Origin of the sequence: Streptomyces sp. NBC_00322 (genome assembly GCF_036147535.1) — a bacterium.
Lineage (GTDB): Bacteria > Actinomycetota > Actinomycetes > Streptomycetales > Streptomycetaceae > Streptomyces.
The window spans coordinates 216,064-242,271 of the sequence record NZ_CP108019.1 but is presented as its reverse complement, the minus strand read 5'-3'; the positions used below and the strand labels follow the sequence as shown (position 1 = coordinate 242,271).

Genomic DNA, 26,208 nt, shown 5'->3' with positions numbered 1-26,208 from the left:
CCTCTATCGAACGCACAGCCAGCCACTTCCTTGCCTTCACCAGCTTCGGGTGCCACCGTCGCCTCGCGCGCGCCTACGAAACCCTTACGGCCAGCGTTCGTCTGCAGATCCATCGGTCGATCCGACGCGGGACGGAAGCAGCCGCGCAGTCGAGAAGCAGAGCCAGGACGAGGTGGCCGACAAGACACCGGCGGGCCGCGTTCCCCTCCGGCTCACCGGCTGAGCCAAACTGCTCCCCGCACCCGCGGGGGATGGTCCCTCCGGCAGGCTGCCGCCGACCGTGCCCTGTGGAACGCCACGTATTTCCCCATCAGCAGCGTCAGCTTCCCCGTTCAAAAGTTCGAGCACGGCGACGGGTGCCGTCCGTGCTCTCGCCGCTGTGACGGCTCCACGGCAGCCTCCGTATCGTGGCGTCATGACGGACGAGGAAGAGCCGAGGCTCTATGTGAACCGCTGGGGCGACACGTCGGATCCGGCCCAAGGTCGACGTGGGTCCTACAGGGACATCTGCTCGTGCTTCGACCAGGCCAGGCCTCATCCGCAAGCCCGAGTTGGCTTCCACGCCGAGCTGCAGGACACCTCTGCTCCGGGCTGGCAGCACCTGCTGGAGCTGGTCGACGAGGCCGCCGACGACGAGCGCGAAGAGTTCCGCCCCCTGATCGAGCTGAGCCCGGAAGAGCGGCGGCAGGTCATCACCCTGCCGCCGAGCATCGCCAGGCTCACGGCGGTCAAACACCTCGTGCTCTACGGCAGCAACCTGGTCCGGATCCCGCCCGAGATCGGGGCCATGACCAGCCTGGAGGAGTTCAGCCCCTACACCTCCTACCGGCTGCACTGGTTCCCTTACGAGATCACCCGATGCCGGAAGCTGACCCGCAGCACGGTGAGCACGCGCGCGTTGTTCGGCAACTACAAGATGCGACCGCCCTTCCCGCAGCTTCAGCCCTCCCCAGGCCCGGTCGCGGACCTCGATCCGGGAAGCCTGGACCCCCGGCGCTGGGGCTTGGCCACCCTCCACAAGCTGCAGCGTCTGCGACGGCCCGATTGAACAGAGCGGACTCCATCAGGTGTGGATCTCACTTCGTGTGGCCACTGACGTAATGCCGCTGCTGGTCAACGCCGGCTCATCCGCCTGTGGCACCGCGCTGCTTGACGGCGCTCGCGACTACATCGCTACACCGCATAAGGGCGGCCGAGTCGACCAGCCAGCGTCCGACTGGGACTGACGAACCGAACACCCCCTCGTCCGCCGGCCGCCGGAGAAACGACCACAGCCGCGTGACTGAGGCTCGAACGTCTGGGCGGGGAAGCTGACGCTGTCGATGGGGAATTACGTGACCGCCGACATGCCCGTATCCTGCTCCCCGCACCCGCGGGGATGGTCCCCTACCGAGGAGCACCGATGACCCAGACACCCGCTGCTCCCCGCATCTGCGGAGATGGTCCCGGCACTACCGTTCAGGTTGATCGCCTGCTCCCCGCACCCGCGGGGATGGTCCCGACGTACCGGCGTCCGAGCCCTTGAGGTCCGTCTCCTGGACGGGACGGTCGTTCACCGGCCCGGAACTCGCCGCCCTGGCCGCCTCACACGCCGATGCCGGGCGTCCCCTCGGAGAGTTGCCCCTCGCGTAGCTCGGCGTGCGGGGCCACGGCACCGTACGGCGGTCGTGACAGGGAACGAGGGACTCCGGACAGGCGCGGCACAAATGCCGCCCATCTGAGTCCAGTTGGGTCTGAGGGAAGCAGCGTTCCTTGCTACCGGTGTCGCCACAGGTCGTGGAGTGTCTCCGTATCGGCTTCGAGTACGTCGCGGAGGTCGTCCGGGTCGTCTGGCAGGTCGAGGCCGAGTCGGGTGGCCGCCTGCCGGAATGCGGGGAGGATGCCTGGATCGGAGACGGCGAGCACCGTCGACAGCAGCGGTTCGTCCCGGGGCGTGTCCCGGTCGACCTGGTACAGGAGCTCCGCTTGCTCTCCTGGCTGCAGCCGGGGCAGGGCGGATCCGAGCTGGCTGCGCAACTTCGCCCAGGAGGAGGTGGCCTGCTCGCGTGCCGTCTTCTTCAACGCGCCGCGGACTGCGGCAGCAGCGGCCTTCAGATCTGCGGCACGTGCCCGGTCCTGTTCGGCAGCCGCTTCCAGTCGTGCGGCTGTGGCCGCGGCCACCTTGGCTTTCAGTTCTGCGGCGTCTGGCCGGTCCTGTCGTGGTGCCGGGACGGTGTCCCCGACTGGGCCGATACGCAGCTTGGGCACGACGATCTTGGGTCCCGGAGTACCAGGGCCGGTGCGGAGCCGGGTCCGCGGCTTTGCTGCGGACCGCTTGGTGACGGGGCTGGGCTGGACGCCGACTCCGCGTTCCAGGCGAAGGAGCGCGTCGCCGGCGGAGCGCATGAGTTCGTTCTCTTCTGCGGTCGCGCCGCTGTGGGTGGCCGCTTCTGCGCGTTCCAGGCACAGGCGTAGCTTCGTCAGGCTGCGTCCGTCGCTGACCGCCTGCTGAAGCTCGGCCATGACACGGGTCCGGTCGTATTGCGACCGCGGGTCTGTGGCCTCATGCTCAACGACCGGCCGGGCGGCCGGCTGAGCGGGTGCCTTCGGCGTACGGACGCCAAGCGGGCGCCGTGTAGCGCGCAGGCGACGGATCTCCTCCACCGCCGGTGTGGACAGGCCCTCCGGAGTGAGCTCGCATTCACTAGGGTCGTACCACGTCACGTCCTCGTAGGTTTTGGTGCCGATCTGGACGCGTCGGCGGGTGCCGTCCGGGACGCACCTGATGGTGTTGATGTATCCGTTGCGAGCGACCGCCTTGTCCAGCCCTTCTGCCAGATCCTCGGCCACGAGAACGTGGGAGGTGTTCTGGGCAGTGTGCGCGGTGAGCTGGTCGTCGGAGAGCAGCACGCGGAGCCCGGTGCCGTCCTCTGATGTGAAGAGGACTGATCCTCCGACCGTGCCGTCTGCGTCGCGCTGGATATCGGCGGTGGCGTGGATGTCGTGTTCGGCGAGCCAGCTGAGCATGTCCTGCTTGATGTACAGGTGGTCCGCGCTGGTCACTCCTGATGCCTTGCGCCGGCACGCGGACACGGTATTGGCGTGGGGGTGGTGGGCGAAGTGGCATGCCCGGTCGGTGTACAGCTTGGTTGTCAGCTGCTGACCGCACCCTCCCAGCCATACGCCACACCAGTAGGTGTCACCGGCGTGCAGATGCCGGAAGTCATCGAGCTCTATCGCTTCCAGCGGCAAGACCACGGGCGACTCGGACTCCGAGTCACCGATGACGGCCGTCTGCACGCGCCGCTTGTCCAGGGCCATGCAACCTCCCGGCTCGGCTGGGACGGTTCCGTCCCGCCTGGTCGGCGGCTTGTCTGCCGCCCAGCCAGATGACGTTACCGCCAGCCACTGACAAGTCCGGATGAGATGCGTTTCGATCTCCGCTGGAGGAAGTAGGTGCGCCCCCGAGGCCGACGAACGCGCCGGCGATATCAGCAGCACTCCGTGGCAGCTGGGGCGTACGGCCTGAAGCACAGGTCACGGGATGGCGCCTGATGGTGCGGTTCACGGCGGTATCAATCACCGACACCGAATTCTCGAACCCCAGGTGTCAGTGCCGCGGGCGCCCGTTCGACGCGATTTCGCCGCCCTTGCCGTAGGCGATCACGGAGTTCGCGCCGTTGGAGGAATCCATCACGTTCAGGCCCTCCTCGATCTCCCACTGGAGGTCCAGCAGCCGCAGGTCGCGGGCCATTCTGTGGAATCAGTGGCTGTCGAGGCAGCAGGTCAAACGTGTGTCAGACAAAGCGTTGCGCGGTGTGGATCCACGAGGCTTCGTGACGGTTGTCGGTGATTCCCCTGAAGTTGCGGGCAGCGACAGCCGCACTCGGCCCATTCCTGGTCCTTGGCGCCGTGCTCAGCAGGACAGACGTGGCCGCCGACAACGTTTTGATCGCCATGTAGGGCTCGGCTCCCGAGGAGCTCCAGCCGATCGGTCTTCCTTGCTTGATGCTCCGGCGGACGACCTTGAACGCCTGGCGGACACCGCCGAGCATGTCGATCTCGTCCTCGGTAAGGAAGCGCTCAGCGGCCAGCTTGGCCATAAGCGCCTCGATCTGTCCTTCGGCGGCGGTTGCCCGTTCGAGACAGCCCCAGCCGACATGCTCGGGCGTGGTGACGGGTGTGTGGCCGTCTGTTAGGGAGTTCCACGTCTTCCAGACGGCTACAAATTCTCCGTAGAGACGCTGGAAGTCCTGAGCGGCTGCCAGGTCCATCTCTCGGCTCTTCTTGACTTGTTCCCAGCGGTCAGTGACCCGGGTGGTCACGAGCCAGCCACCGCCGAGCGTGGCGGCCACCGTGATCAACGGGGCACCTACCGACTCGATGATCGACATGGGCCTCCTGATGAAAGTCGCGATCAGTTCGTACTGAATTGTGTTGGGCGACGCAAGGGGTCGTGGCCTGTTCACGTTTTCCCTTCCCGGCCGTGCCCTGACGAACGTCGATGATGGGCAGCAGGGTGGCCGTCGCGGGGCGCCGATCGATGTTGAGTTCCGGGCGTCGGTCGTAGCGGTCCGGGGCCGATCGGCCACGGCCACGCGGGACGGCCGTTCGTGTTGAAGTCAGGGGCGGGTGCGGGGACGCGCGCCCTCCAGCCGAGGCGTCGGAGCCGAGGCGGGCCAGCATGTCCACTCGCCACGAGTGGATCTGTTCCATGCCCTGGTTGAGCTTCTCCGCCAGGTCGCGGCCCGACAGATGGATGTACGTCATCGTCGAGTCGGTGTTGCGGGGACCGGCGAAAGTGGCGGTCGCGTGGATTCCTACGACTGGGCGGGCCGTGCAGTGGCGCAGCCGTACGGCCCCGGACTCACCCACACGGGAGGTCCCCCCACTGCGGCAGCAGAGCAGACAGGCCACACTCTGGCCACGACCGATGTCCTGATACCTGATGATCCGACGCGCCCCAGGGTCGGGGATGAAGCGCAGGCCCAGGCCCTGGTTCGGGCTGGGTGTCGTCGAGCACGAGGCTTCCCTCGGAAGTTTCGGCCACGAGCAAGCCCAGCACGCTCCTATCTGTGATGCCGGTCAGTGTCGCCTGGTCGAGGTCCCAGAGGGGGCGTTCCGTGGGGAGCAGTTCCATGCGCGGCTCAGGATGATAGGCGTCCACGAGAGCTGGCTCCTTTCAACAGTGGCAGCACTCTCCCTTCTCGGTCCCGGTGTGGCGGTGCTCCGACAATGAATCTTGAAATGTCGAGCCGCACGGAATATTTCAGGGGGCGGCGCTGTGATTTGGGCACTGAAATATTCCGTGCATCGGCTCATGGCGGTTCGGGCGCACTGGGGTTGCTTCAGTGTTCTGGCCGTGGGAGCGCTGGGTCAGCGTTTGACGCGGTTGCGGACGGCCAGGACCGCCAGGCTCAGAAGGACGGGCTCGGTTATGCGGGAGGTCATCTCGAGGTAGGTGCCGGCGGTGGTCAGGTCCTGGCTAGAGGAGCGGAACACCACCGAGTTGAGGGTGACGTTCAGGGCTTTCTCGAAGCGCTCGCCGGTGAACTGGTTCCCGGTGGGATTCTGGGGATCGGCCTTGTCGATCTCGAAGGTGATCTTGCCGCCGCCGGGAGGGACGGTGCCGGTCGCTTCCTGCTTCGGGTCGTCATTTGGGAGCCCGAAGCCCATCAGCAGCACGATGGTGACGAGCAACGCGGCAGCGAGCCAGGCCATGGCGCGGGAGGCGCGCAGGCCGTAGCCGGACAGCAGCCAGTAGCCATGCAGCAGGCCGCGTTCGGCGCGGGTGGTGCTGGTGCGGTCGTGGCGGCGCATCTGCATCTCGCCGTAGTAAAAGTCCGCCGCCCCAGGCTCGTTCTTGCCGTCCTCGAACGCCTTGCGCAGCGCCCGGTACACCGGCGCCAGCTGCGCTGGCCCCACGCGTCCGGCGCCGAATATCGCCACATTCCAGCCCCGGACTGCCGTCTGCCGACTCACTTGCCAGTGGTGTTCCTCAGCCAGGGTGCGCCGCTGGGCGAACCGCACGGGGAACCAGCCCCGCCACTGGGTGCCGGATGGGACCTTGTCGAAGGAGCAGGTACCCTCCAGCCGCACCTGGTCCAGATGCAAGGTTCCGATGAATAGGCACCCCGACAGGTCGATGTCGGCGAGGACCAAGTGGGCCGCGTCCACCCCGCGCAGCGAGGCTATACGCACCGTGGCGTCGGGCGTGTCGGCAAGAGCCTGTTCTGCCATCGGCTGTCCGTCGTGGAGCACGAAGGGGTCGGCTTCCGCGGCGATGGTGAGGGGGTATTCGAAGACCGCGTGGGCGAAGTCCACCGTGGCGTAGCGCAGCCGCAACTCAGCCGTTGATGACCAGCGGGTCCGTCGGCACTCCAGACTGCGCGCGGCGAACATGAGGGTTACCGGGGCGTTGAACACCGCCCCGGACAGCTGCACCCGCCCGGCGCACACCAACGGTCCGAGGCTGACCGCCTGCTCGAAAACCACCTGTTCGAACACGGCAAGGCTCTGGAAGGTCGCCGATCCGAACTCGGCAGACTTCTGGAAGGTCGCGAACCCGAACCCGGCAACGCCTTCGAAGGTTGCCGACCCGAACCCGGCGTCACCCTCGAAGGTCGCCGACTCGAACCGGGCGTCGCCCTCGAAGGTCGCCCATCCGAACTCGGCAACGCCTTCGAAGGTTGCCGACCCGAACCCGGCGTCACCCTCGAAGGTTGCCGAAGCGAATCCGGCGTCGCCCTCGAAGGTCGCCCATCCGAACTCGGCAATGCTCTGGAAAGTCACCAACCAGAACCCGGCTGTGCCCTTGAAGGTTGCCGACCAAAACCGGGCGCCGCCCTCGAAGGTCGCCCCCAAGAAATGGGCGACGCTTTGGAAAGTTACCGAATCGAACCGGGCGTCGCCTTTGAAGGATGCCGACCTGAAACTGGCGCTGCCCTGGAAGGTCGCCGGTCCGAACTCGGCTTCGCCCTCGAAGATCGCCGCATTGAACCGGGCGTCGCCGAGGCGAGGGTGCCCGGTGGCGGGATCATGGAGGGCGCCGAGGAGGGCATCGAGGAGGAATTGGGTGAAGGTGGTTCCGCGGTGGTCGATGTCGGTGCCGGGAGTCAGGCCGGATAGGTAGGCATCGCGGTCGACGTCGGCCAGGTGGGCGAGGCATGCGGTATGGCCGGGGATGTGGATGCCGCGGCAGCCGATCGGGTCCTCCGGGGTGGCGCCGTGTCCACAGTGCGGCCAGGCGGGCGGAGTTGGAGAGGGGGCGGGGCTCGGGTGTGGCATACCCGAAGGACGATCCGCACGGCCGGATAGTTGCCAATCTCGACTCCACAGGGGGCCGCTTTGAAATCCTCTCTGCGGCGCTGAAATGCGTACTGAAATGAATCGCGCGCTACTGAAATCATCCGTGCGGTCCGATATGAAGTCTGGATGTGCCCCCTACTCACCTCGGATAATGTGCCATATCCGAGGCGATAAACCGGACATGACGACAGGTCACTTCGGACCGCCCCGAGGACGAGAGGACGCCCGTCACATGTCCAACCCTCAACAGCTTCGCTACACCGTCGACATCACCGGGACCGACGTCGATGCGATCGAATCCTTCGTCACCACCCGCACCGCCGAACAGCTCGCCACCCACGACCCGGACACCACCGAGCACAGGATGGCGGCCGCGGTGGAGCGGATGCTCCAGAGCGCTGTGCTGGACGCCCGCTCCGCTCTGAACCGGCTGGCCGAGCCTGAGCAGGCCGAGCTGTACGGCGAGCTGGAGCTGCGGCACGAGCTGAAGAACGGGTGGAACCAGCTGGTACGTGCAGCCTCCCCGTGGCGCCAGGACCCCGGCTACGGCACTGGCCGCTGGTGCCGCGTCACCCACACCAACGCCTCGTACGAGCGCGCCATCCAGCACGACATGGAGAAGGCTCGCGCGGCGCGGACAGCGGGGGCGAGCGCGTGACCGACCAGCCCAGCGTTCATGTCGACTTCCCGCCCGTGGAGAACGGGCTCGACTACCTGAAGAACGTGGTCAAGCTCCTGGCACAGGACGAGGGTCAGGTGAGCCCCCGCACCCTGAAATACGCAGTGCTCCATCTCCAGGCCGCGACCGAGGTGCTGCTGAAGTACCGGCTCTCCTTCGAACACTGGACGCTCGTCCTGCACGACCTGGACCTGAGCAAGAAGAACCCGGGCAAGAGGGTCACCCGTGAGATGTTCGACGCGGGTGAGTTCGTCAGCTGCCAGCTTAAGGAGACCGTGCTGCGGCTCCGCACCGTCGTCGGGCTGCCCATCGATCCCGAGGACGAGGAGCAGATCCTCTCCCTGGCCAACTCCCGCAACGCCCTGCAGCACTACGGGCTGACCGACTCAGAGGGCACGATCGAGGTCCGAACGGCCGCCGTGCTCGACTTCCTGCTCCGTTTCCTCGACGATCATCTGCTGCCGAAGTTGAAGGACACGGATCGCGAACGGTTCGACGAGGATGTGGAGTTCATTCGTAGCGGCCTCGCCAGGATTCGTGCCTTCGTCGAGTGGCGAATGGAGCGGCTGAAGGTGAAGCTCGAACCGCTCCGGGACCGCACGGTGCAGTGCCCGCACTGCCGCCAGTGGGCCCTGGTGACGGGCGGGGAACTGGCCTCGTGCCTGTTCTGTCCCTGGACTGGCGATCCCAGGGGGTATGCGCTCGACTACGTGATCCACATCAGCCGCCTGCCCTGGCGCAGCACGCCGACGGAAGGTCCGTTCGAGCAGCCCGCCATGCCCCCCATCGATCCGTGTCCCCTCTGCGGCGTAGTAGCGGCGGTGCCCGGCGTTGCCACCGCTGCCGCGCCGGACCACCCGACCACCTTCTGCTTCAACTGCGGTGTTGCTCTTCCTGATGAGGACCGACGGGACCCGGCCGACCGGCGAGAGCAGGGAGCCGCCGAACGGGACGCGGGAGCTATGGGGTCGGCTGGCGGGGAGAGCGCGTGAGGCCCACCGAGTTGGAACCGGTGGAGGTGGTCGACGCCGAGCTCGTCGAGGATGACGACGAGGCCCCTGTCGGCGGCGCGGTCGAGGGGTACGACCCGGTGGTCGCCATCCTGGCCGCGCTGGAGACGAAGGCCGCCGAGGACCTGCACGAGGCCCGGCCGCAGAAGACGAAGACCGGGTACGCCCGGGACTGGGAGCTGTGGGGCGAGTTCCATGCTTGGCTGGCCGAGCAGTCCGGCACCCTCCTGCCGCTCAGCGCTATCACGGTCGGCACCTACGTCGCCTTCGTGAAGTGGCTGGACGAGGTGAAGGGGGCGGCGCCGAACTCGATCGAACGCCGGGTCACCGGGGTGGCGTCCGAAGCCCGGCGGCACGGCTACGAGGTGCCCAAGGCGGCCCGGGCCGCCGCCACGCAGGCACTAAAGCCGCTCAAGCTGGACAAGGAGCGGCAGAAGCGCGGCCGCGGCAAGGCCGCCGCGATCACCCCGGCCGACCTGCGGAAGATGAACACCGCCCCCCTGGAGCGCACTCCGCAGCCCGGGGCCAGTCGCGGCCGCGTCCACGTCGTGCCGGATCTGGCCCGCATGCGGGACCGTTCCCTGCACACGATGCGGTTCGCCATCGCGGGCCGCAACGAGGAGATGAGCGAGCTCGACGACACGGACATCCGGCTCGTCACCGAGGGCCTGGAAGTCCACGTCCCCAGCGTGAAGGGCCGCCCGGCCCGCGACGTCCCTGTCGCGTACGGCGAGAGCGCCGACACCTGCGCGGTGCGGTGCTGGATCGCGTGGCAGGAGGCCAAGCTCGCCGCTGGCGCCGCCCCCGACGGCCCGGCATTCCTGCCGGTCAGCCAGTGGGGTGCCCTCGGCACCGAGCGGCTGTCCCCGGACGGCTGCGGCCGGGCGATCACCCGTTCCGCGAAGCACGCGGGCATGACCGGACGGCGGATCACCGGGCACTCCGGGCGCCGCGGGCTCGTCACCACGGGGCGTAGGAAGGGAAAGCGGCCGGAGAAGCTGCGTGCCCAAGGCGGTTGGGCGAAGAACAGCCCGGTGTTCTGGGAGTACGTCGACGAGGGCGAGAAGTGGGAGGACAACGCCACCGAGGGCATCGGCCTTTAGACGGTGCCACGGTTCGAAGGGCCGACGGAAGCATCCCGTTGGCCTTCTGGTTGGGCAGGTGCCCGGCGATGGCCGGGTCGGCTCGGGATCCCGCCCGCACCGGCCACGAGTGAACACTGCCTGGATCAGATTCGGAGTGCCGTCTGGCAGGTCACGAGGAACGCGGCAACTGCATCTTGCAGCTTCAGCAGCTCACCGTATACCTGCCCGGTTCGTGGGACGTCGGCCAGCGTTACGTTGTCTGCCGCCATGACCAGTCTCATGGCGGCATTCATGACCTCCATGCCCGACCGTTCCACTTCCTCGGGTCCTTCAAGCTGAACCAGGCGGTACGCGGCCAGCAGCCGGCGTCGAACCCTGTTGAGCTCCTGTACCCACTCCTCGGGGTCTGGGGCGGCACCGTTGATCCGATATCCGCCAGAGTCATTGGGGTCGGCAGCGATGGCCAACTCGGTGGCCACACCGACGAAGGCGGCGTAGGCCTCCCTTCGTTTGTCCCGTCTCTGTGTAGCCAGCGGCGCTCGGCGCGCGGCACGGGAGGTCAAGGCGGCAGCACCGAGTGCTCCAGCAGCACCAACGACGACGCCGACCAGGGTCCATATCTCAGCGTTCATGCCGGGAGCTTAGGGCTCCAGCTGGAGCAGGTGAGGCAGCGTAAGTACGCCACGAGTGCAGTGAAGTTACTGGATAGCCGTAATTATCCTGTGCGTTCAGCGGGAACGCTCAGACGTCAGTCACTGCCTGACGTCGGTACGCCGTCAGTCTGTGTGCGACGAATCTATGATGCCAGCTTGAAGAGGCGGTCTCGAATCAGTCAGGTTCGGTCTGACAAGCATCAGTTGTCAGTGTTTGCCTGACAGTCTGACTCCGTCAGTTCTAAGGTGACAGTCATGACCGAGACGAGCCCGCAGACCGACACGACTCCCGACCCGCCGCACCCGTACACCCGGACCGCACTCGCGCGCCTCTTGCTCTCCGACGCAAACCGCGAAGTCGCCGAGTCCGCGCTCGGCCGCATCGGTACCGAAGACGACTCCTCCAGCACGGTCATGCCGGGCGACTTCGTGCGCGAGGCCGCCAGCCTGATCCGCCTCGCCGAGTACGCCCAGCGCCAGGCCGTCATCTACGAGCGCGAGCGCGGTACCAGCTGGGAGGAGATCGGCGAAGCCCTGGGCATCACCCGCCAGTCCGCCCACGCCAAGTTCGCCGACTACGTCAAGGCGTGGCGCGCGCCGCTCGACGAGCCCGAGCGGCTCCACCCCGACGGCACCCCCGACGACAGGCGCATCCCCTACGGCGCCCGCTACGCCCCGGGCAGCGCCGTCCCTGCCAACGGCAGCGCAGAGAAGACCGCCTGCACCCTGGACCGATGGTTGCGCCAGCACAGCGGCCCCGCCGACAAGTGTGCCGACCAGGAACACCCGGTCAGCGGAGGCCTGTCCCGGCTTTCCACCATCGAGATGGCTCTGCTCGTCGGCGACGCCGCTCACCGCATGCAGATGGACCACCTGGTGCCCGACCCGCAGGCGCAGGCCGACCTGTGGGACCTCCATGCCGATCTGTCGGAGCGGCTCATCCGCGAGAGCCAGGGCGGCCCGCTCCCGAAAGACATCCACCTGTCCGTCGCCAGGGACCGGGCCCGCGCCAAGGTCCTTCGTGCCACCCCGGGCAGCGGCGTCACCTGGGACTCGGTGATCGAGGCCGGGCAGCGCGTAGAGAAGGACGGCGTGCCCGCCGGCGGTATCGGGGGTTGAGACTGGTGAGCCCGTCGGGTGAAGACCCCGATCAGGGCCCAGGACGGCGACGTGTACATGGACGCCTCAGCGACCGTGGCACTGCCGGTCACCATAACCACGGCACCGGTAGCGAGCGTCATGATGGCGCCCATGCCCTTGAGCAGCTGGTCGCGGCGAAGCCGGTGGCGGCGAACTGGTCCCACTGGAGGAGGCAGTGCCCGCGGTGGATCTGATGGCCGCTCTGGAGGCGAGCGTACGGACGGCGAAGGCAGCGCGCGGGGACTGAAGGTCGGATACCGACGGGGGATACGGTATCCGGACCTTTCGGGCAGCGTAGCCGTGGAAGACTTGGCTCACTCTCAGCTTCCTGGTGAAGGGCGCGAAATGACCGACGGCCCCCGGCTTCGGGCTGAACTGCTCGGCGACGATGAGGACGCGCGATGAGCGAGCGGTTCGACTTCGACACCGACGATGCCCCGTGGGTGCAGACACTGGTCAAGCGCGTCTACGCCGCCGGTCAGAGCGGGGACCAGGACGAAGCCGACCGGCTTCTGACGTACGGCCGCGCTGAGGGTGGAGAGACGTTCTCGCGGATCGTCGACCAGCTCCTTGAAGGCCTTGCCGCGCGGGACGCAGCGCTGGGCAGCGGTAGGGCGATGAAGCCGCAGGAGGTGAGCGCCGCGGCGCCCGACCAGCTCGTGTGCGACTTCTGCACTGGCTTGGACCCTATCGCGTACGACGAGGTCGCCGAGTTCGGCATCAGCGCCCCGGGCGGTTCCTTCCTTTTCGGGAGACCGCTTCTACGCTTGCCCGCGCTGCAGGGAACTGATCGACGCTGCCGACTGGAAGGGCCTGCGTGACTGGATCGGCCCCAGGCAGTTCGGCATGGGCCACCGCATGCTCCTGGTGGGCTTCAAGAAGCACCGCAGGGGCGACGCTGTGGACTTCGAGCCGGGGACCAACCCCGAGTTGAACCGCTGACGCCTCACCCGTCGGCCGAAGCCGTCGGCCGCACGGGACCAGCTCGCACAAGCCGCCTGAACAGGGAGACTTCACCCCGGTCCAGGTCTCGACCCACTTGGCGCCCTGTATCCGGTCCTCGCCTGTCAGTGGCCAGTTCAGATTCCCCACCGGTCACCTGACGGGGAGATATCTGGCCGTGCGCCCCGTCACCTTCCGTGACCACAAGGTCGGGATCATGCTGGCGCCTGTGTCCGACGAGGCGGTGGCCGCCAGCACACAGGGAAGCGGCCTGACCAGGCTCGTGGCAACGCGTGCACCGTGCCGCGGAGCCTTTGTCACCGCAGTTGGCTGAATGCCTGGTCGGCGTCGGCTACGGCCTCGGGGTAGACGTCGTGGGCGGTTCGACCGTCGGCGATCTTCTGCCAGTTGGCCCAGGCGAGCACCCGTTGAACCGCGAGTACCTGGGCGGCTCGCAGGTGTCCCTTGATGCCTTCGCCGAGGGCGTCCGCCAGCGCGTCCTCGTCCTCGAGCTGGTACTGCGTGAGTCGTCCCGCCAGGCTCGGTGTGGAAAACACCAGCCGATGGAACGCCACTACCTCATCATGGTCGTTGAGGCCGGTGACGGGGTCGTACCGATCGAGGCCGGCCCGGAAGTGCCGGTGCAGCGCCGTCACCGGCTTGATGCCGGACCTGCGGTCACGCACGACGCGTGCAGCCTCGCCCTGGTGGTCCGTGAATCGGTGGAGCACCAGGTCTTCCTTGGTGGGGAAGTACCGGAAGAGGGTCGGCTTGGAGATCTCGGCCGCCGCGGCGATGTCGTTGACCGAGACGCGGTCGAAGCCGCGCTCCAGGAACAGCGAGACGGCCGCGTCGGCGATGGCGTCGCGCGTCCGCTCCTTCTTGCGGGCCCGCAGTCCCGTCGGCTCATTCATCTGACCAATGTAACATTCATGACCGAGTTGCTTTATTAACCGAGTAACGTTTTCATGGGCGGCATGAATCAGACAGACATTCCTCCCGTGCTCGTAACCGGGGCGACGGGCCGGGTCGGCCGCGTCGTCATAGACCAACTCCTCGACGCGGGCATGCCGGTCCGCGCCCTCACCCATCGCTCCGAGGCGGCGGGGACGCTGCCGGCGAAGGCCGAGGTCTTCACCGGTGACCTCACCGTGCCCGAATCGCTTGACCCGGCATTGAATGGCGCCGGTGCGGTCTTCCTCGTCTGGACCGCACCGCCTCAGACCGCCGCGGCAGTCGTCGAGCGGCTGGCGGCCCACGTGCGGCGGGTCGTCTTCCTCTCCTCCCCGCACCAGACACCGCACCCTTTCTTCCAGCAGCCCAATCCCATGGCGGTGATGCACGCCGACATCGAGCGGCTCATCGCGGCCACCGGACTCGAGTCGACGATCATCCGGCCGGGGATGCTCGCGTCGAACTCGCTGGCCTGGTGGGCGCCCGCGATCCGGGCCGGCGAGGTCGTCCGGTGGCCTTACGGCGCTGCCGAGACGGCACCGGTCGACGACCGCGACGTCGCAGCTGTCGCGGCGCGGACGCTCTATCAGGACGGATATGTCGGAGGCGACTACGTCCTTACGGGCCCCGAGTCGCTGACGCAGGCCGCGCAGGTGGCCGCCATCGGTGACGCCCTGGGGCGCCGGATGGCATTCGAGGAGATGACGCCGGACGAGTTCCGGAGCCTGTCGGAGGGCACGGCACCCAGCTCGGTCGTCGACATGCTGCTCGCCGCGTGGAGTACGGCAGTCGGACAGCCTGCGTACGTCACCACTGCGGTGGCCGACATCCTCGGGACGGCGCCGCGAACGTTTCGCCAGTGGGCCGCCGACCACACCACCGCGTTCACGGAGGGTTCGTAACCTCGTCGACCGCGACCTGCGCCCCCGGCTGCAACCCTCAGTCCGCCGTCGTCAAAGCACCCCCATCACGCCGTGAACAGCACTGACCTTTGGAAACAGCTACTCGGTGCGCGAGGAGAGTTGGACTGGTCGCGGTGCCGCGATCGACTCAGTGAACATGCGGGCGGTGAAAGGGGGGACCTGACGGGTCCGAATCCCGTAGATTGCGGCAGGAAGGGCTCGAAGATCCACTTGACCACCGAGCGGACCGGTCTGCCCCTCTCGATGGGCATCTCCGCTGCGAACACCCATGACAGCCAAGGGCTGGAACCCCTGGTGCGGAGCATCCCGCCAATCCGCTCCCACCGCGGATCGCGCCGACGACGGCCCGCCAAGCTCCACGCCGACACGGGCTATGACTACGACTACCTGCGCCGATGGCTCCGCGCCCGGAACATCGTCCCGCGCATCGCCCGCAAGGGCATCGAGTCCTCTCGGCGGCTGGGCCGCCACCGTTGGACCGTGGAGCGGACAGTGGCGTGGCTCGCCGGGTGCCGTCGCCTGCACCGTCGCTACGAACAAAAGGCCGCACACTTCCTCGCCTTCGCAGGGATCGCCGCCGCGCTGATCTGCTACCGGAGACTGGCGACCTGATCAGCGAGGGCGTCAGGCTGGCATGATCGGTCATGCCATTCGGACAGCCCAACGCGGCGCCGGCCTGCTGCTGAGCGCCGAGCCAGGCTCACCAAACGCGAGGTGCCCCATGACCGACTACCTGGCCGCCGCCATGGCGATGCTCGGACCGGCCCAGAACCGCTACGCGGATCCGTCCGCCTGGGACCGGCTCCACGAACAACTCGGGGTGCACCTGCCGTCGGACTACCAGGTCCCCGTCGACGCCTACGCCCCGGTCCAGCTCAACGGCCACCTGTATCTCCAGCACCCCGCCACTGAGCGGTGGAACCTGGGTGCCGAGATACAGAACACGATCCAGGTTTGGTCACGAGTGCCCTGGAACGATGCCGACCCGGACGAGGACCCGCGTGTCCTGTTCGGCCTTGACGACCTTGCGTTCGGGACCGAGAGCGGACCGTGGCCGATTGCCAGTACCGTCCGAGGAGAGACCGTCTTTCTCGTCCAAGGGCCGGACGCTCCGTGGCTCCTCATCGAGGACGGGGAAGGCGGATGGTCGCGGTACACCATGAGCTTCGCCGAATGGCTCTACCGCTACCTGATCGGCGAGGATATGGCTGGCCCCAGCAGCTCAGCCTTCTACCCAGGCCCTGTGCAACTGCGACACTTGCCGATGTCCGCCGATGAACGCCCCGAGCCTTGGTACGGCCCAGACTGCGGCATGTAATGCGCCAACATCACCGGCACGAACCGGCGTTGGCAACCCCAAACGAGATGACCTCTTAGAGGTCGTTTCCTCCTGGTGTTTCATCCCAGGATCTGCGGTTGGTGGGGCTTCGGAGAGGTCGTCACCACCTTCGGTGCACGGTGGCTTTGGTGCCGCTCACCAGGCTTGCCGGTGGAACGTCATCGGCCACGACCGCGCCAGCGGCGATCACGGCATCACGGCCAATGCTGACGCCGGGCAGGATCGTGGCACCGGCACCGATCCACACGTTCTCTGCAACGTCGATGGGCGCGCCGGTGAGGTACAGCCGCCGCTCCTCGGGATCGACCGGGTGGCCGCTGGTGATGAACGTGACCTTCGGGCCGACCATCACGCGCTCGCCGAGCCGGATACCGGCGTAGTCCAGGAACGTGCAGTTCTGGTTGATGAACACGCGCTCGGCGAGGTCGAGGTGGAGACCGTGGTCCGTGTAAAAGGGCGGATAGATCGTGACTCTCGGCGGCAGCGGCCTGCCGAGTATCTGTTCCAACAGTTCGGCCTTGCCCGCTTCGTCCTCGAAGGGCAGGACGTTCAGGCGGGAGGTGAGCTCAGTGACCCGCAGGACCCTCTCGGCCATGGCCTGGAACTCGGCGCTGTGGATGCGCATGAAGCGGTCGCTGGACATGCCACGATCCTGTCTCGTGTACGTGTAACTGGACAAGATCCATTCAGAGGTCTTTCCTCCCGGCGCTTCATCCCGGAACAAGATTTTTAGGCCGGAGCGTCGGGCCGCGCCAGGAGATGGTGTTTTCGCTAGTGAGGCGGCGGGCCATCAGGTCGGTCATGGCGAGGTGGATCATGGCTTCGGAGCGGGCGGGGAGGGTCTCGTAGTCGCGGGCGAGCCGGCGGTGAAACATGAGCCATCCGTAGGTCCGCTCCACCGCCCACCGCTTCGGTATGGGGGTGAAGCCCCTGGTCCCGGGGGTGCGGGCGGTGATCTCCATGTCGATGCCGAGAGTGGCGGCGTGCTCGACGAGGTGCTGGCGGTAACCGCCGTCGACCCACACCTTGCGGATGCCGGGGTGGTCGGCGGCAGCCTGTTCGAGGAGGGTGCGGCCGGCCGTGGAGTCCTGGACGCCGGCTGCGGTGACCAGCACCGCCAGCAGCAGACCTAACGTGTCGGTGACGATGCTCCGCTTCCGCCCAACAATCTCAGCGTGACGATCGGCTGTCAGGCGAGCCACCGCGGGAACAGCGCGGCACCCGGCGCATTTACGCTCAACGGAACCACCTGCACCGTGGGTTGAGCCGAGACCGGATGCTCTGGCCATACCTGGACGCTTCCCTCAGGCGGTGACACACTCACGCCACTGACGCCGTGTCACCGCCGCACATGGGGGAGTTTGCCGGTGAGGAAATTACGGGGGAGTGCCGCACGGCCACGGGCGGTAGGCGGAGACGAGCGGTCTCATGGGAGCGTCTGACGAAATGCGATGGCTTGAGCTCACGGAGCCCCAAACAAGTCCGTCCGCCGCGAACGCGACCGTGGACACGCTGATCGCCTCACTGGATCGGCAGCGAGTCGTACTGCATTTCGCGGGTGGTCCGCTCGACCGCGAGGATATGGCCTCCGCCTTGGGTGATGCCGCGGAGGCTTATGGCGGGGCCGGTGCCCGTTCCGCCTTCGTCCTGCAGGGCGGTGGGCTGGGGGAGACGCTGACGCGGAACCTGCCCCGTGTCCTGCGTGAAGCCGTCTTCGAAATCGTTCTGAAGCGCGTGCTGTGGTGCGTTCTCGGCAAAGCCGCGGAGCGCTCGGTACCCGGCGCGCGCGGACGGTCACGTTCCGGAAGTCTGCCCCTCCCCACTCCCCATCGTGTGGCTGTCGAACTCAAAACCATGGAGAAGGGCGGAGTCGAGCCCTACGCCTCGCTGACTCCACCGGCGGACATGTCCCAGTTGACCAACGCCGAGTCGCAGTGGCTCGTCCGCGCGTTGTCGGAGGACCAGCAGCTACGGAGCCTTGGTCGCTCGGCGCGTGACAGTGACAGTGAGCTGGTGATGTCTTCCACGCGCACCGAAGCCGCGGAGCAGGCCGAGAGCAGGCACAGTTCCCGTGCCGTACTGGAAGTCGCCACTGGTCTGCTGGTCCGCAAGGTGGTGAGCGCGGCCCGGGCGGTGATCGAAAGATTCCGGGCCGGTACCCATCACGGCCTCTACCCCACGGCGGTCGAGGAGATTCTGCGAGAGTTCTGCCTCGCCCACCTGGGTGCCGCACTGTGGTCCGGGATGAAGGACGAAGCGGCCACGGCGTTCCGTTCGGGGGACGAGAGTCCGGCGGGCGCCGGGCGCTACTTTCTGGACCGCTTCATCGATGCCGTCTCGGTACCGGAGCCTAAGGAAGTCACGGTGGTGGGCCACGGCTCCGGCGTCCTGTTGATGAACGCGTTCCTTGCCGCCTTCGACGCCCGTCGAGGCTCGGCCGGCAGCCCCCTCCCTGCGGACTTCCGGGTACGCGATGTGGTCGCGCTGGCTCCCATGTGCACTTTTCCCGAGCTGGCGTCAACACTGCGCAGAAGAAACACGGCCTTCGAACGCTTCCGGATGTTCGCGCTGACGGACGAGGCCGAGAAAGCCGATCATCTCGTGCCTGTCGCGTATCCGCGCTCGCTGCTGTACTTCGTTTCCGGAGTGCTGGAGCGCGACCCCAACGGCACGAGCGCGGCGGTCCCGCTGTCCGGAATGGCGCGCTGGTACGGCTCCGGGCAGACCGCGGGCGGGGCCGAGGCCGAGGAAGTACGTGTCGTCGCCAATGCCGAGCCCCATGCGTTCGTCTTGTCGCCGGGGGCAGAGTGCGGGGCGCGCTCCCATGCGCAGTTCCGCACGGATCCCGGGCTGCTCGCCAACCTGCAAGTGATGATTTCCGGTTGAGACGGGAAGTCCCATGCACGAACATCACTACGCCGTGGTTTCCGGCATCAACCGGTACGTCTCGCTCGACGATCTGCACGGCCCGGTCAACGACGCGGAGGCGTTCCATCGCTGGCTCGTCGATCCCCATGGTGGCGACGTACCTGAGGAAAACATCATCCGGGTGCCGGCCTCCGGAGACACGGACGTCATCGATGCCGTCTCCGCACAGCCCACGGCGGACCGGATCTTCAGAGACTTTGTCGAACTCAACAACCGGCTGAGCGCCAAGCTGGAGTCCTCGCCCGAGAGTTGGGAACAGTCTCGTCTCTACGGCTACCTGGCCGGACACGGCACGGCCCCAGGTGGTACGGGCTGCGCCGTGCTAATGCCATCGGCCGACGAGGGCGGGCTGGTCAACCATGTCGAGGTCCAACTCCTGGCCGACTGGTACGGACGATGCGGCCCCTTCAAGGAAGTCCTCTTCTTCGTCGACTGCTGCCGGGAAGAGCTGCACCTGCTCCCGTGCGGACCTCCGATGGTGCAGGCGTGGCATCCCAACGATCTACCCAGTGTCGTCCTCGGGCTGGCGGCCGAGAGGGGCCAGCAGGCGTTGGAACCGGCAGCCGCGGCCGACGGCGAGCCGCTGCGGGGTTACTTCACGACAGCTCTCCTGGACGGAATGCGCGCAGCCGTGGACACGGCGGGGCGCGTGACGGCTCCAGGGCTCGACGATCATGTACGTCGTCTCGTTTTTCGCTACACGGACAGGCGCCAACTTGCGTCCGTGCGTCTGCAACAGGGCATGCCGGTCATCGTGCGCCGCGAGGAGCCCACGGAGACTTACCGGGTACGGGTGCGCTTCACGGACGACGTCAAGGACCTGGTGATCAGAGACGACTACGAGGACCTTCTGGTCCGCGCGGACGCGCGGAGTGACACACCGTGGGAGCTGTCGTTGCCCAGCGGAACGTACTGGGTCGGTCCCAGGGACTACGTGGCTGGGGACCCTTACTGCGAGTTCTCTGTGAAGGGAAGGGACACCCATGTCCATTACCCGACCGGCACGACTGCGGGCTGACCAGCCCTCCCCCATGGATCTGCCCTGCGCCGCCCCACTGGCGGGCACGCGGCCAGCGTATGCGGAACATCAGAGGGCAGCGAGTCATTGGAGCTGTCACTCGACGCCTGGCTCAGGCAGCGAAATACCGTCGTTAGTTGTCCTGCTCCTCGGGGTGACCCACTCCGCGAACAACGACAGCCCCTTCGTCTGGCAGATCACGGACGTGGCAGGCCACGTACTGCACCCCGACGCCTGGGACACGGGAGGAAGCGGTGCAGAGTCATGGGTGACCTGGAGTTGCCGCGTTCCGGCGGGCAGTTATCGCCTCGAATGGCGAAGCGGTGTCCTGACACTGGCGCTTGCCTTGTGGGTGGAGCGGGACTGGACGACCGTTGCTTTCGTTCCGGCAGGCAGGAGAGGCCTCGATCCCGTGCATGCCGCGATTCACACGATTCCATGGGGAACTGCCTGGGATCCGAACGATGAGATGACCCTGGCGCAGGAGATCGTTCTGTCCGGCCTGCGACAGAATCACTGCCTGGTTTCCGGCGAGATGGTCGAGCGCCTGCTCATTGACGCCTTCAATCCTTTCCAGGCCCTTGTGTGCGCTCGCGCGCTCCAGGCACCCGAACCGGCGGAGAGTGCAAGGGAACGACGTCGGCAATTCCAGGCCATCACAGAGGAATTGGTCCGGCGGATGCCCGGGCACCCCGATGTCCGCGTTCTGCGGACGGAACTGGGCGGGCGGCGGCGCCAGTCCACCATCAGCATGCCTCCTCTTATGGCCGTTTCGTGCTTGCATCTGCTGGCTCGCGATGCGGAGAGAGATGCGGACAAGCAAAGCCCGCTCGTTCCGGGCTCCGCGGCCGAGTACGCGACCTCCCGACTCGCGAGCGCTGGCGTGTGGACGACCTGGCTGCGGCCGACCAGCCCGCCGCACCGGGATCCGCCCGTACCGGTCGACAAAACGGTCGCTTTCCTTCGGCAGGCTGCCTCTGTGAACGACCTCACCGTCGAGCAAGTCATCGAGCGATTGGGCGAGCAGGAAATCTGCCGCCGCGCGAGGGTGCCGCGCCGTTTCGCCGTGCAGGCGGTCGAGCGACTCCGGTCTCCCCGCGTCAGCGTCTACGAAGCCGCGTTGGCAACCGCTCGGCCGGGCAGGAGGGTGCGCATCGAGGGCGATCCACCCACACGGGACGCCACCGTCAACCGCGCGTACAGCGCGCTGGGGGACACATATGACTTCTTCCTGACGGCATTCGGGCGCGATTCACTGGACGGAGAAGGTCTGCCACTCGTCGCGGTCGTTCATAGCGGCGAGACGTACAACAACGCCTTCTGGGACGGCGAGCAGATGATCTACGGGGATGGCGACGGCGAGGTTTTCCAGGACTTCACTATCCCCATGGACGTGACGGCACATGAACTCACACACGGCGTTGTGCAGTACACGGCGAACCTCTCTTTCTACGATCAGCCCGGCGCGCTGCACGAGTCGATCTGCGATGTGTTCGGCTCACTCGTGAAGCAATACTCGTTGGGCCAGACGGCTGGTGAGGCCGACTGGCTCATCGGCGCCGGTTTGTTCACCCCCCGCGTGACCGGGGTGGCGCTGCGCTCCATGAAGGCTCCCGGCACCGCATACGACGATGACGTCCTCGGCAAGGACCCGCAGCCCGCGACCATGGACGACTATGTCCGCACCGGCCGCGATGACGGCGGTATTCACATCAACTCGGGCATAGCCAATCACGCGTTCTATCTGGTCGCCACCGCCCTTGGCGGTCATGCCTGGGAAAGGGCCGGACAGATCTGGTACGACGTCCTCACGGGTGGCGAACTTGCAGAGCAGGCCCTTTTCTCCGACTTCGCCGGCCTGACGATGCGCGCCGCCCGCGCACGCTACGGCCATGGCGAGGAACTCCAGGCGGTGTGCAAGGCCTGGGAACAGGTCGGCGTACGGACGCTGTGACCCAGAACGAATCAGACCGACCGTGGTACTGCTCCGGCACATGCACATCCCCGCCCAGTTCCCACGCCGCATGCCGTGCCCACGACGGGTTGCGCAGCAGTTCGCGTCCCAGGAGTACGGCGTCGGCCTCGCCGTTAACCAGGATCTTTTCGGCCTGTTCGGTGTCGGTGAATGAGGCCGACCGCGGCGACCGGGAGGGAGGTCTCGACCTCGACGCGGGCGGCGAAGGGCACCTGGTAGCCGGGGCCAGTAGGGATGCGGACGCCGGAGGCGTTGCCGCCGGTGGAGACGTCGAGGAGGTCGTCGCTGTGGGCCTGAAGGTCGCGGGCGAAGCGGGCAGCAACTGGGGGAGCAACCCTCTTCACAGTCCTGTGAACTGCTTGAGGGGACCATCCGCGATCGGGTCGTGTACGTCGGAACCGAGCAGGACAGCATGATGGTCTGCGTGGGTGCCATCCTGACCCACTGACCGGCAGGGACGCCCACAACGCCAGGCTTCGGCGAGGCTGCAGGCCTGGGGCATGAAGAGTCCCGGTGGCACGGGGGAGGCCACCGGGACAGTCAGAGCGTAGATGACGATCGGTCAGACGACGGCCAGCTCCTCAGCAGGTTGGCTGAATCGCGACCGAGTCGCCCTATCCCCGGTGCTTCACGGCGCGACCGGTCCGCGCCACGACGATGCGGTTTCGCGCCGTGGAGTGACGGAACCATCTCCGAGAGTGCGAGGAGCAGTTGAATACGTCCCTGTCACCCCTCCCCGCATGGGGACCATCCCCGCGGGTGGCCATGACGTCGTCAATCGGCCCCAGTGTGACGGCCCGCATGAAATCTCCCGGCCCATGAACGCCAAGGCTCGGCTGGATCACGCACGCACGCCGCAACTGCCGTGACTATGAGCGCCTGTCCGAGGTGAGCGAAGCACACCTGACCTGGGCACTCATCACCTTGATGACCCGTCGCCTGACCGCGGCAGCTGCCGTCGACGCCGCACCCGTAATCACCGGCCTGAGCGAAACTTTGACGCGGTTTTGTACAACCGTGTCGAGTGTCACGTCCGTTAGCTCCAGTTAGTGATGAACGCCCCAGTTCACGGCCTTGAATGGCCCTCATGACCACACCTAGACAAGAGGCGGCGCGACCAAGCCGATCCATCCGATCAGCCCTGCCCCTGGGGAACACGCGGGGTAGGGCCAGAGGGGAAACATCTCTTGTCTGGAACTTCCAGAAGAAGTCGCATCCTGTCCCGCTTAGCCTGCGGCGCCGCCACCGTGCTGCTCCTGGGATCCGGCGTAGCGACCACCGCATCCGCCGATACCTTCGATCCGAAGCCCGACCCCAACGCCGCACCGTCCACACGGCCGGCCGCAGGCCCCGAGAAAGAAGTCAGGGCCGGAGCCCGCCCGGTGTCGGGCAAGAAGCCGTCCGCCGGACCGGCCTGGAAACAGGTCGACGAGGGGCTGGGCACCTGGAGCGTGAACACCCGAAAGGTCCAGCTGCGTAACACCGTCACCGACGCCGACGGCGACAAAGCCAACCTCACCTTCGAGGTGTGGACCGTCGACTCCGGCGGCAAGCCCAAGACAAAGGTCAAAATCGAAGACAACGAGTACGGCGTTAAGGTGTCCGGCTACGTCAGCTCCGGCTCCGCAGCCACGGTGACCGTCGACCCCAAGTGGTTGAACCCGAACGTCGACTACGTCTTCCACACGAGCGCCTACGACGGCTCCTTGTATGAGACGTCGTGGTCGCCGTGGGCGAGGCTCCGCATCGAACTGCCCGTGGACCTGGCGCTCCCGGCCCCGGTACATGACGCGCCGAACCCGGGCTTCACCACTGCACCCAACAGCAAGCAGACCAAGCCGCTGGCCTCCGGTGGCGTCACGCGCAGCACCTACAAGGCCCAGAAGCAGTGCGGGCCAGTCGGCAAGGACGGCCGCCGGGTGTGCATCGCCCCGACCCCGGCCAAGCCCGCCAAGTCCAAGGGCACGCGGGATGTGGGCTGGTGCGAGAACGGCGCCATGGGGGCCTACGCCGACCGGTTCAAGGAGTGCGATACCCGGCCGGTGACCTACTGGCTGGGCCCCGAGGACGACCCCATCGCGAAGGCTGATTTCAACTTCACCCGCACGCTCCGCCTGGACGGCCCGGACAGCTTCACCGAAACCCTCACCATCAAGGGCGTCAACATCCCGGCCGATTTCGACGGCGGCATCAGCCTGTCTGCCTTCAACGGTCACATCTGCCAGGGCTCGTGCAAGCCGATCGAGCCCCAGGGCGGGGACTGGACAGCTACCCCGACCTGGAGGCCCGGCGACACGCACAGCGCGTCGCTGACCACGAAGTACACGTGGGATGCGTCCTCAGCCGACATGACGTACCGGTACAAGCCGGACGTCAAGATCGAGGGCACGGTCCATTCTCCCGGCATCGAGCAGAAGGTCGACTATCAGTGGAGCAAGGGCTACTGGCAGGACACCCGTGACCTGGACCAGATCCGTTGCGACACCTTCAAGACGAAGTGGGGGAGCACGGGCTGTGTCTTCGTCAACTCCGCTCCGACGTACGTGTTCAACGCCAAGAGGTACCCGCAGGCCGCGGCGCATGCATGGCTGATCCAGACCGTGCTGCCGAACCATGCCGGCTCCGAAGCGCAGGACAAGCCCCTGTACTACATGGGCGACAGCGCACAGAACACCAGGAACCGGGACCGCATCTGCCCCGACAGGTGGGCTGCGGAAAACGGCGACGCCAGCGCGCTGGACGATGCGACGGACAAGCTGAACTGTGACGAGTTCGCCTTCGCCTCCTCCTATAACAGCGGTGGCATGAAGAAGAGCGAAGGCGGCCTGAACGAGGCCGTCCCGACGGGCAGCACCACCGGTATCCCGAACGGGAGCGCCTGCGTGCAGAGCTTCGCCAAGAAGCACGGGACGAAGGTGCACCTGTACAACATCGACAACGGCAAGGTGCCGACGTTCAACGAGGTGTGCGGGCGCTCGTCCATCTCCGGCATCCACAACCAGGAGTCGATGGGCGGGAACTTCACGAGCTTCATGAAGCAGATGCGCATCATGGACAAGGACGCCTACTGGCTCAACACCCGCATGACCGGGAGCTGTGCGGCCACCGACGCGTTCGGCAAGCCGGTCAACCCTGTCATCTGCACGATGACCGCGAAGTAGCGGCCACCACGTAGCAGCCGGTGGGGCGCCCCAAGGGGGGCGTCCCACCGGTCAGTGGGTCAGATCGCCGGCGTGGGGAGAATGGCCAGCGGGAGCAGGCCGGCCTCGACCGTGGCGCGGTCGATCGTGAGGCCGCAGTAGCGGCCAACACCGGTGAACACGCGTGCCGGGATCTCGTGCGCATGCTCCTCGTAGTACAGCTCCACCTCCTCCTCGGTGGATACGCCGTCGTACAGGGACGGGAACACAGCCACCGCTGCCCGCAGCGCGGCGTCCAATTCCGGCGACCAATCCGCGCCTGAACGGAACGCGGCCTCCCACGTCCGCCCGTCGTCTCCCGGGGCGTGGAGGATCAGGGAGGGGGCATCGTGGTGGTTCAGCGTGAGGCAGATGATCTCCTCACCAACACGGGGCGCCATCTCCGGCACGCTCCGGTAGCCGAAGAACCAGGTAGCGGCGAAGCCGTCCTCCAGGACGTACACCCAGTCCCCGCAGGTGCCGTACATCGCACGGCTGATGTGCGTCATGTCCACACCGGAGGGCGTAGCCAACTCATCCCGGTCCTTGTACAGATCCTGGCAATCAAGCTGTTCGGGGTCGGCTCCGAGGCGTACCAGGAAGTCTTCCGTCTCCACGCCGCGGGCTGCTGTCAGCGAAATGCTGCCGCGCATCCCGGGCACGCCGCTTTTCGCATCCTCGTAGGCGTGCTCACCGATCCATCGAATTCCGTCAGACATCCCGCCAACGTACCGGCGGGCAGAAGCGAGCGCACCAGGGAAGCGAGCTCCGCGAGGACTGGGCGACGGGTGACCGGCCCTTCGCGGACCCCGGGCACTGGGCCGCGTTCACGCTGTCGGGCCACGCCGGCGACGAGGGCTGACGCTCGCCGCGCTCAGGACCCGCGAGCCGGCTCGTGTTCCACCACCGCCCTGCCTTTCGCCAGCCACCCGTGCCCGTTTCATGGCGGATGACGTTGGTTGTCTCAATCGATGTGTTCCGGCACTGGCGTTGTCGGCTCCGGGACCACACGGAGAGCATTGAGGTTCAGGGGCGGTCCGGCATCAGGACTGGCGGCCAAGGGCGGCCGAAAAAGCCTCCTTGCAAAAGGCATCAA

21 protein-coding genes and 2 pseudogenes are annotated in these 26,208 nt (G+C 66.8%); 13 read left to right on the top strand and 10 right to left on the bottom strand.

The window, feature by feature from the left end; genetic code table 11:
- Positions 1–415: 415 nt before the first annotated feature.
- Positions 416–1,048 (top strand): leucine-rich repeat domain-containing protein, encoded by a 633-nt coding sequence (locus OG905_RS01020; RefSeq protein ID WP_328665555.1) that lies wholly within the window; start codon positions 416–418, stop codon positions 1,046–1,048.
- A gap of 707 nt (positions 1,049–1,755) precedes the next feature.
- Here OG905_RS01020 and OG905_RS01015 read toward each other — a convergent pair.
- The 4 genes from OG905_RS01015 to OG905_RS01000 form a co-directional block, all read right to left on the bottom strand.
- A complete protein-coding gene (locus tag OG905_RS01015) occupies positions 1,756–3,300 on the bottom strand; it encodes a hypothetical protein (protein WP_328665553.1) in 1,545 nt (514 codons plus the stop codon).
- Between the two features lie 289 nt (positions 3,301–3,589).
- Positions 3,590–3,733: a hypothetical protein gene (locus tag OG905_RS01010; RefSeq protein WP_328665551.1), complete on the bottom strand. Its 144-nt coding sequence runs from the start codon at positions 3,731–3,733 to the stop codon at positions 3,590–3,592.
- A 43-nt stretch (positions 3,734–3,776) separates the two neighbouring features.
- Positions 3,777–4,373 carry a hypothetical protein gene (locus OG905_RS01005; protein WP_328665549.1) on the bottom strand — a complete coding sequence of 199 codons (597 nt, stop codon included), beginning with the start codon at positions 4,371–4,373 and terminating at the stop codon, positions 3,777–3,779.
- 982 nt (positions 4,374–5,355) lie between these two features.
- On the bottom strand, positions 5,356–7,266 hold the full coding sequence (locus tag OG905_RS01000) for a pentapeptide repeat-containing protein (protein ID WP_328665547.1): 1,911 nt from the start codon (positions 7,264–7,266) through the stop codon (positions 5,356–5,358).
- Positions 7,267–7,519: 253 nt separating this feature from the next.
- On the opposite strand from OG905_RS01000, the gene OG905_RS00995 reads away from it, so the two are divergent.
- Genes OG905_RS00995 through OG905_RS00985 form a run of 3 tightly spaced genes read left to right on the top strand, consistent with a single transcriptional unit; the run spans position 7,520 to position 10,079 of the window.
- A complete protein-coding gene (locus tag OG905_RS00995; RefSeq protein WP_328665545.1) occupies positions 7,520–7,945 on the top strand; it encodes a hypothetical protein in 426 nt (141 codons plus the stop codon).
- Positions 7,942–8,958, top strand: a complete 1,017-nt coding sequence (locus tag OG905_RS00990) for a hypothetical protein (RefSeq protein ID WP_328665543.1) — start codon at positions 7,942–7,944, stop codon at positions 8,956–8,958. Before OG905_RS00995 ends, OG905_RS00990 begins: the two co-directional genes overlap by 4 nt.
- On the top strand, positions 8,955–10,079 hold the full coding sequence (locus OG905_RS00985; protein WP_328665540.1) for a hypothetical protein: 1,125 nt from the start codon (positions 8,955–8,957) through the stop codon (positions 10,077–10,079). Before OG905_RS00990 ends, OG905_RS00985 begins: the two co-directional genes overlap by 4 nt.
- A 125-nt stretch (positions 10,080–10,204) precedes the next feature.
- On the opposite strand, the gene OG905_RS00980 is transcribed toward OG905_RS00985, so the two are convergent.
- Complete coding sequence (locus tag OG905_RS00980) at positions 10,205–10,693, bottom strand: hypothetical protein (protein WP_328665539.1); 489 nt, start codon at positions 10,691–10,693, stop codon at positions 10,205–10,207.
- Positions 10,694–10,969: 276 nt separating this feature from the next.
- Between OG905_RS00980 and OG905_RS00975 the strand changes: the two genes are divergently transcribed.
- Positions 10,970–11,833 (top strand): hypothetical protein, encoded by an 864-nt coding sequence (locus OG905_RS00975; protein WP_328665537.1) that lies wholly within the window; start codon positions 10,970–10,972, stop codon positions 11,831–11,833.
- Between the two features lie 422 nt (positions 11,834–12,255).
- Positions 12,256–12,675, top strand: coding sequence for a hypothetical protein (locus tag OG905_RS00970; RefSeq protein ID WP_328665535.1), 420 nt, complete (start codon positions 12,256–12,258; stop codon positions 12,673–12,675).
- A gap of 438 nt (positions 12,676–13,113) precedes the next feature.
- On the opposite strand, the gene OG905_RS00965 is transcribed toward OG905_RS00970, so the two are convergent.
- Positions 13,114–13,710 carry a TetR/AcrR family transcriptional regulator gene (locus OG905_RS00965; RefSeq protein WP_328665533.1) on the bottom strand — a complete coding sequence of 199 codons (597 nt, stop codon included), beginning with the start codon at positions 13,708–13,710 and terminating at the stop codon, positions 13,114–13,116.
- A 63-nt stretch (positions 13,711–13,773) separates the two neighbouring features.
- Here OG905_RS00965 and OG905_RS00960 point away from each other — a divergent pair, with 63 nt between their 5' ends.
- The 3 genes from OG905_RS00960 (at position 13,774) to OG905_RS00950 (ending at position 15,991) form a co-directional block, all read left to right on the top strand.
- The gene (locus tag OG905_RS00960) at positions 13,774–14,652 is read left to right on the top strand and encodes an NAD(P)H-binding protein (RefSeq protein ID WP_328665531.1); all 879 of its coding nucleotides are present in this window, start codon (positions 13,774–13,776) and stop codon (positions 14,650–14,652) included.
- Between the two features lie 72 nt (positions 14,653–14,724).
- On the top strand, positions 14,725–15,285 hold the full coding sequence (locus tag OG905_RS00955; protein ID WP_328665529.1) for an IS5 family transposase: 561 nt from the start codon (positions 14,725–14,727) through the stop codon (positions 15,283–15,285).
- 109 nt (positions 15,286–15,394) lie between these two features.
- Positions 15,395–15,991, top strand: a complete 597-nt coding sequence (locus tag OG905_RS00950) for an SMI1/KNR4 family protein (RefSeq protein WP_328665527.1) — start codon at positions 15,395–15,397, stop codon at positions 15,989–15,991.
- Positions 15,992–16,112: 121 nt separating this feature from the next.
- Here the strand turns inward: OG905_RS00950 and OG905_RS00945 are convergent, their stop codons facing one another.
- Complete coding sequence (locus OG905_RS00945) at positions 16,113–16,655, bottom strand: DapH/DapD/GlmU-related protein (protein ID WP_328665525.1); 543 nt, start codon at positions 16,653–16,655, stop codon at positions 16,113–16,115.
- A 67-nt stretch (positions 16,656–16,722) separates the two neighbouring features.
- Positions 16,723–17,196, bottom strand: a pseudogene (locus OG905_RS00940) (transposase); the annotation flags it as partial.
- A 649-nt stretch (positions 17,197–17,845) separates the two neighbouring features.
- On the opposite strand from OG905_RS00940, the gene OG905_RS00935 reads away from it, so the two are divergent.
- The 3 genes from OG905_RS00935 to OG905_RS00925 all read left to right on the top strand — a co-directional run bounded on the left by OG905_RS00935 (position 17,846) and on the right by OG905_RS00925 (position 21,912).
- Complete coding sequence (locus tag OG905_RS00935) at positions 17,846–18,898, top strand: hypothetical protein (protein WP_328665524.1); 1,053 nt, start codon at positions 17,846–17,848, stop codon at positions 18,896–18,898.
- Between the two features lie 13 nt (positions 18,899–18,911).
- Positions 18,912–19,958 carry a caspase family protein gene (locus tag OG905_RS00930; protein ID WP_328665523.1) on the top strand — a complete coding sequence of 349 codons (1,047 nt, stop codon included), beginning with the start codon at positions 18,912–18,914 and terminating at the stop codon, positions 19,956–19,958.
- 883 nt (positions 19,959–20,841) lie between these two features.
- Positions 20,842–21,912, top strand: coding sequence for a M4 family metallopeptidase (locus OG905_RS00925; RefSeq protein ID WP_443044047.1), 1,071 nt, complete (start codon positions 20,842–20,844; stop codon positions 21,910–21,912).
- A 22-nt stretch (positions 21,913–21,934) separates the two neighbouring features.
- Here the strand turns inward: OG905_RS00925 and OG905_RS00920 are convergent.
- Positions 21,935–22,247 (bottom strand): annotated as a pseudogene (locus OG905_RS00920) (oxidoreductase); the annotation flags it as partial.
- A 933-nt stretch (positions 22,248–23,180) separates the two neighbouring features.
- Here OG905_RS00920 and OG905_RS00910 point away from each other — a divergent pair.
- The gene (locus OG905_RS00910; protein WP_328665522.1) at positions 23,181–25,094 is read left to right on the top strand and encodes a hypothetical protein; all 1,914 of its coding nucleotides are present in this window, start codon (positions 23,181–23,183) and stop codon (positions 25,092–25,094) included.
- Between the two features lie 59 nt (positions 25,095–25,153).
- On the opposite strand, the gene OG905_RS00905 is transcribed toward OG905_RS00910, so the two are convergent.
- A complete protein-coding gene (locus OG905_RS00905; protein WP_328665520.1) occupies positions 25,154–25,831 on the bottom strand; it encodes a hypothetical protein in 678 nt (225 codons plus the stop codon).
- Between the last annotated feature and the right edge of the window lie 377 nt (positions 25,832–26,208).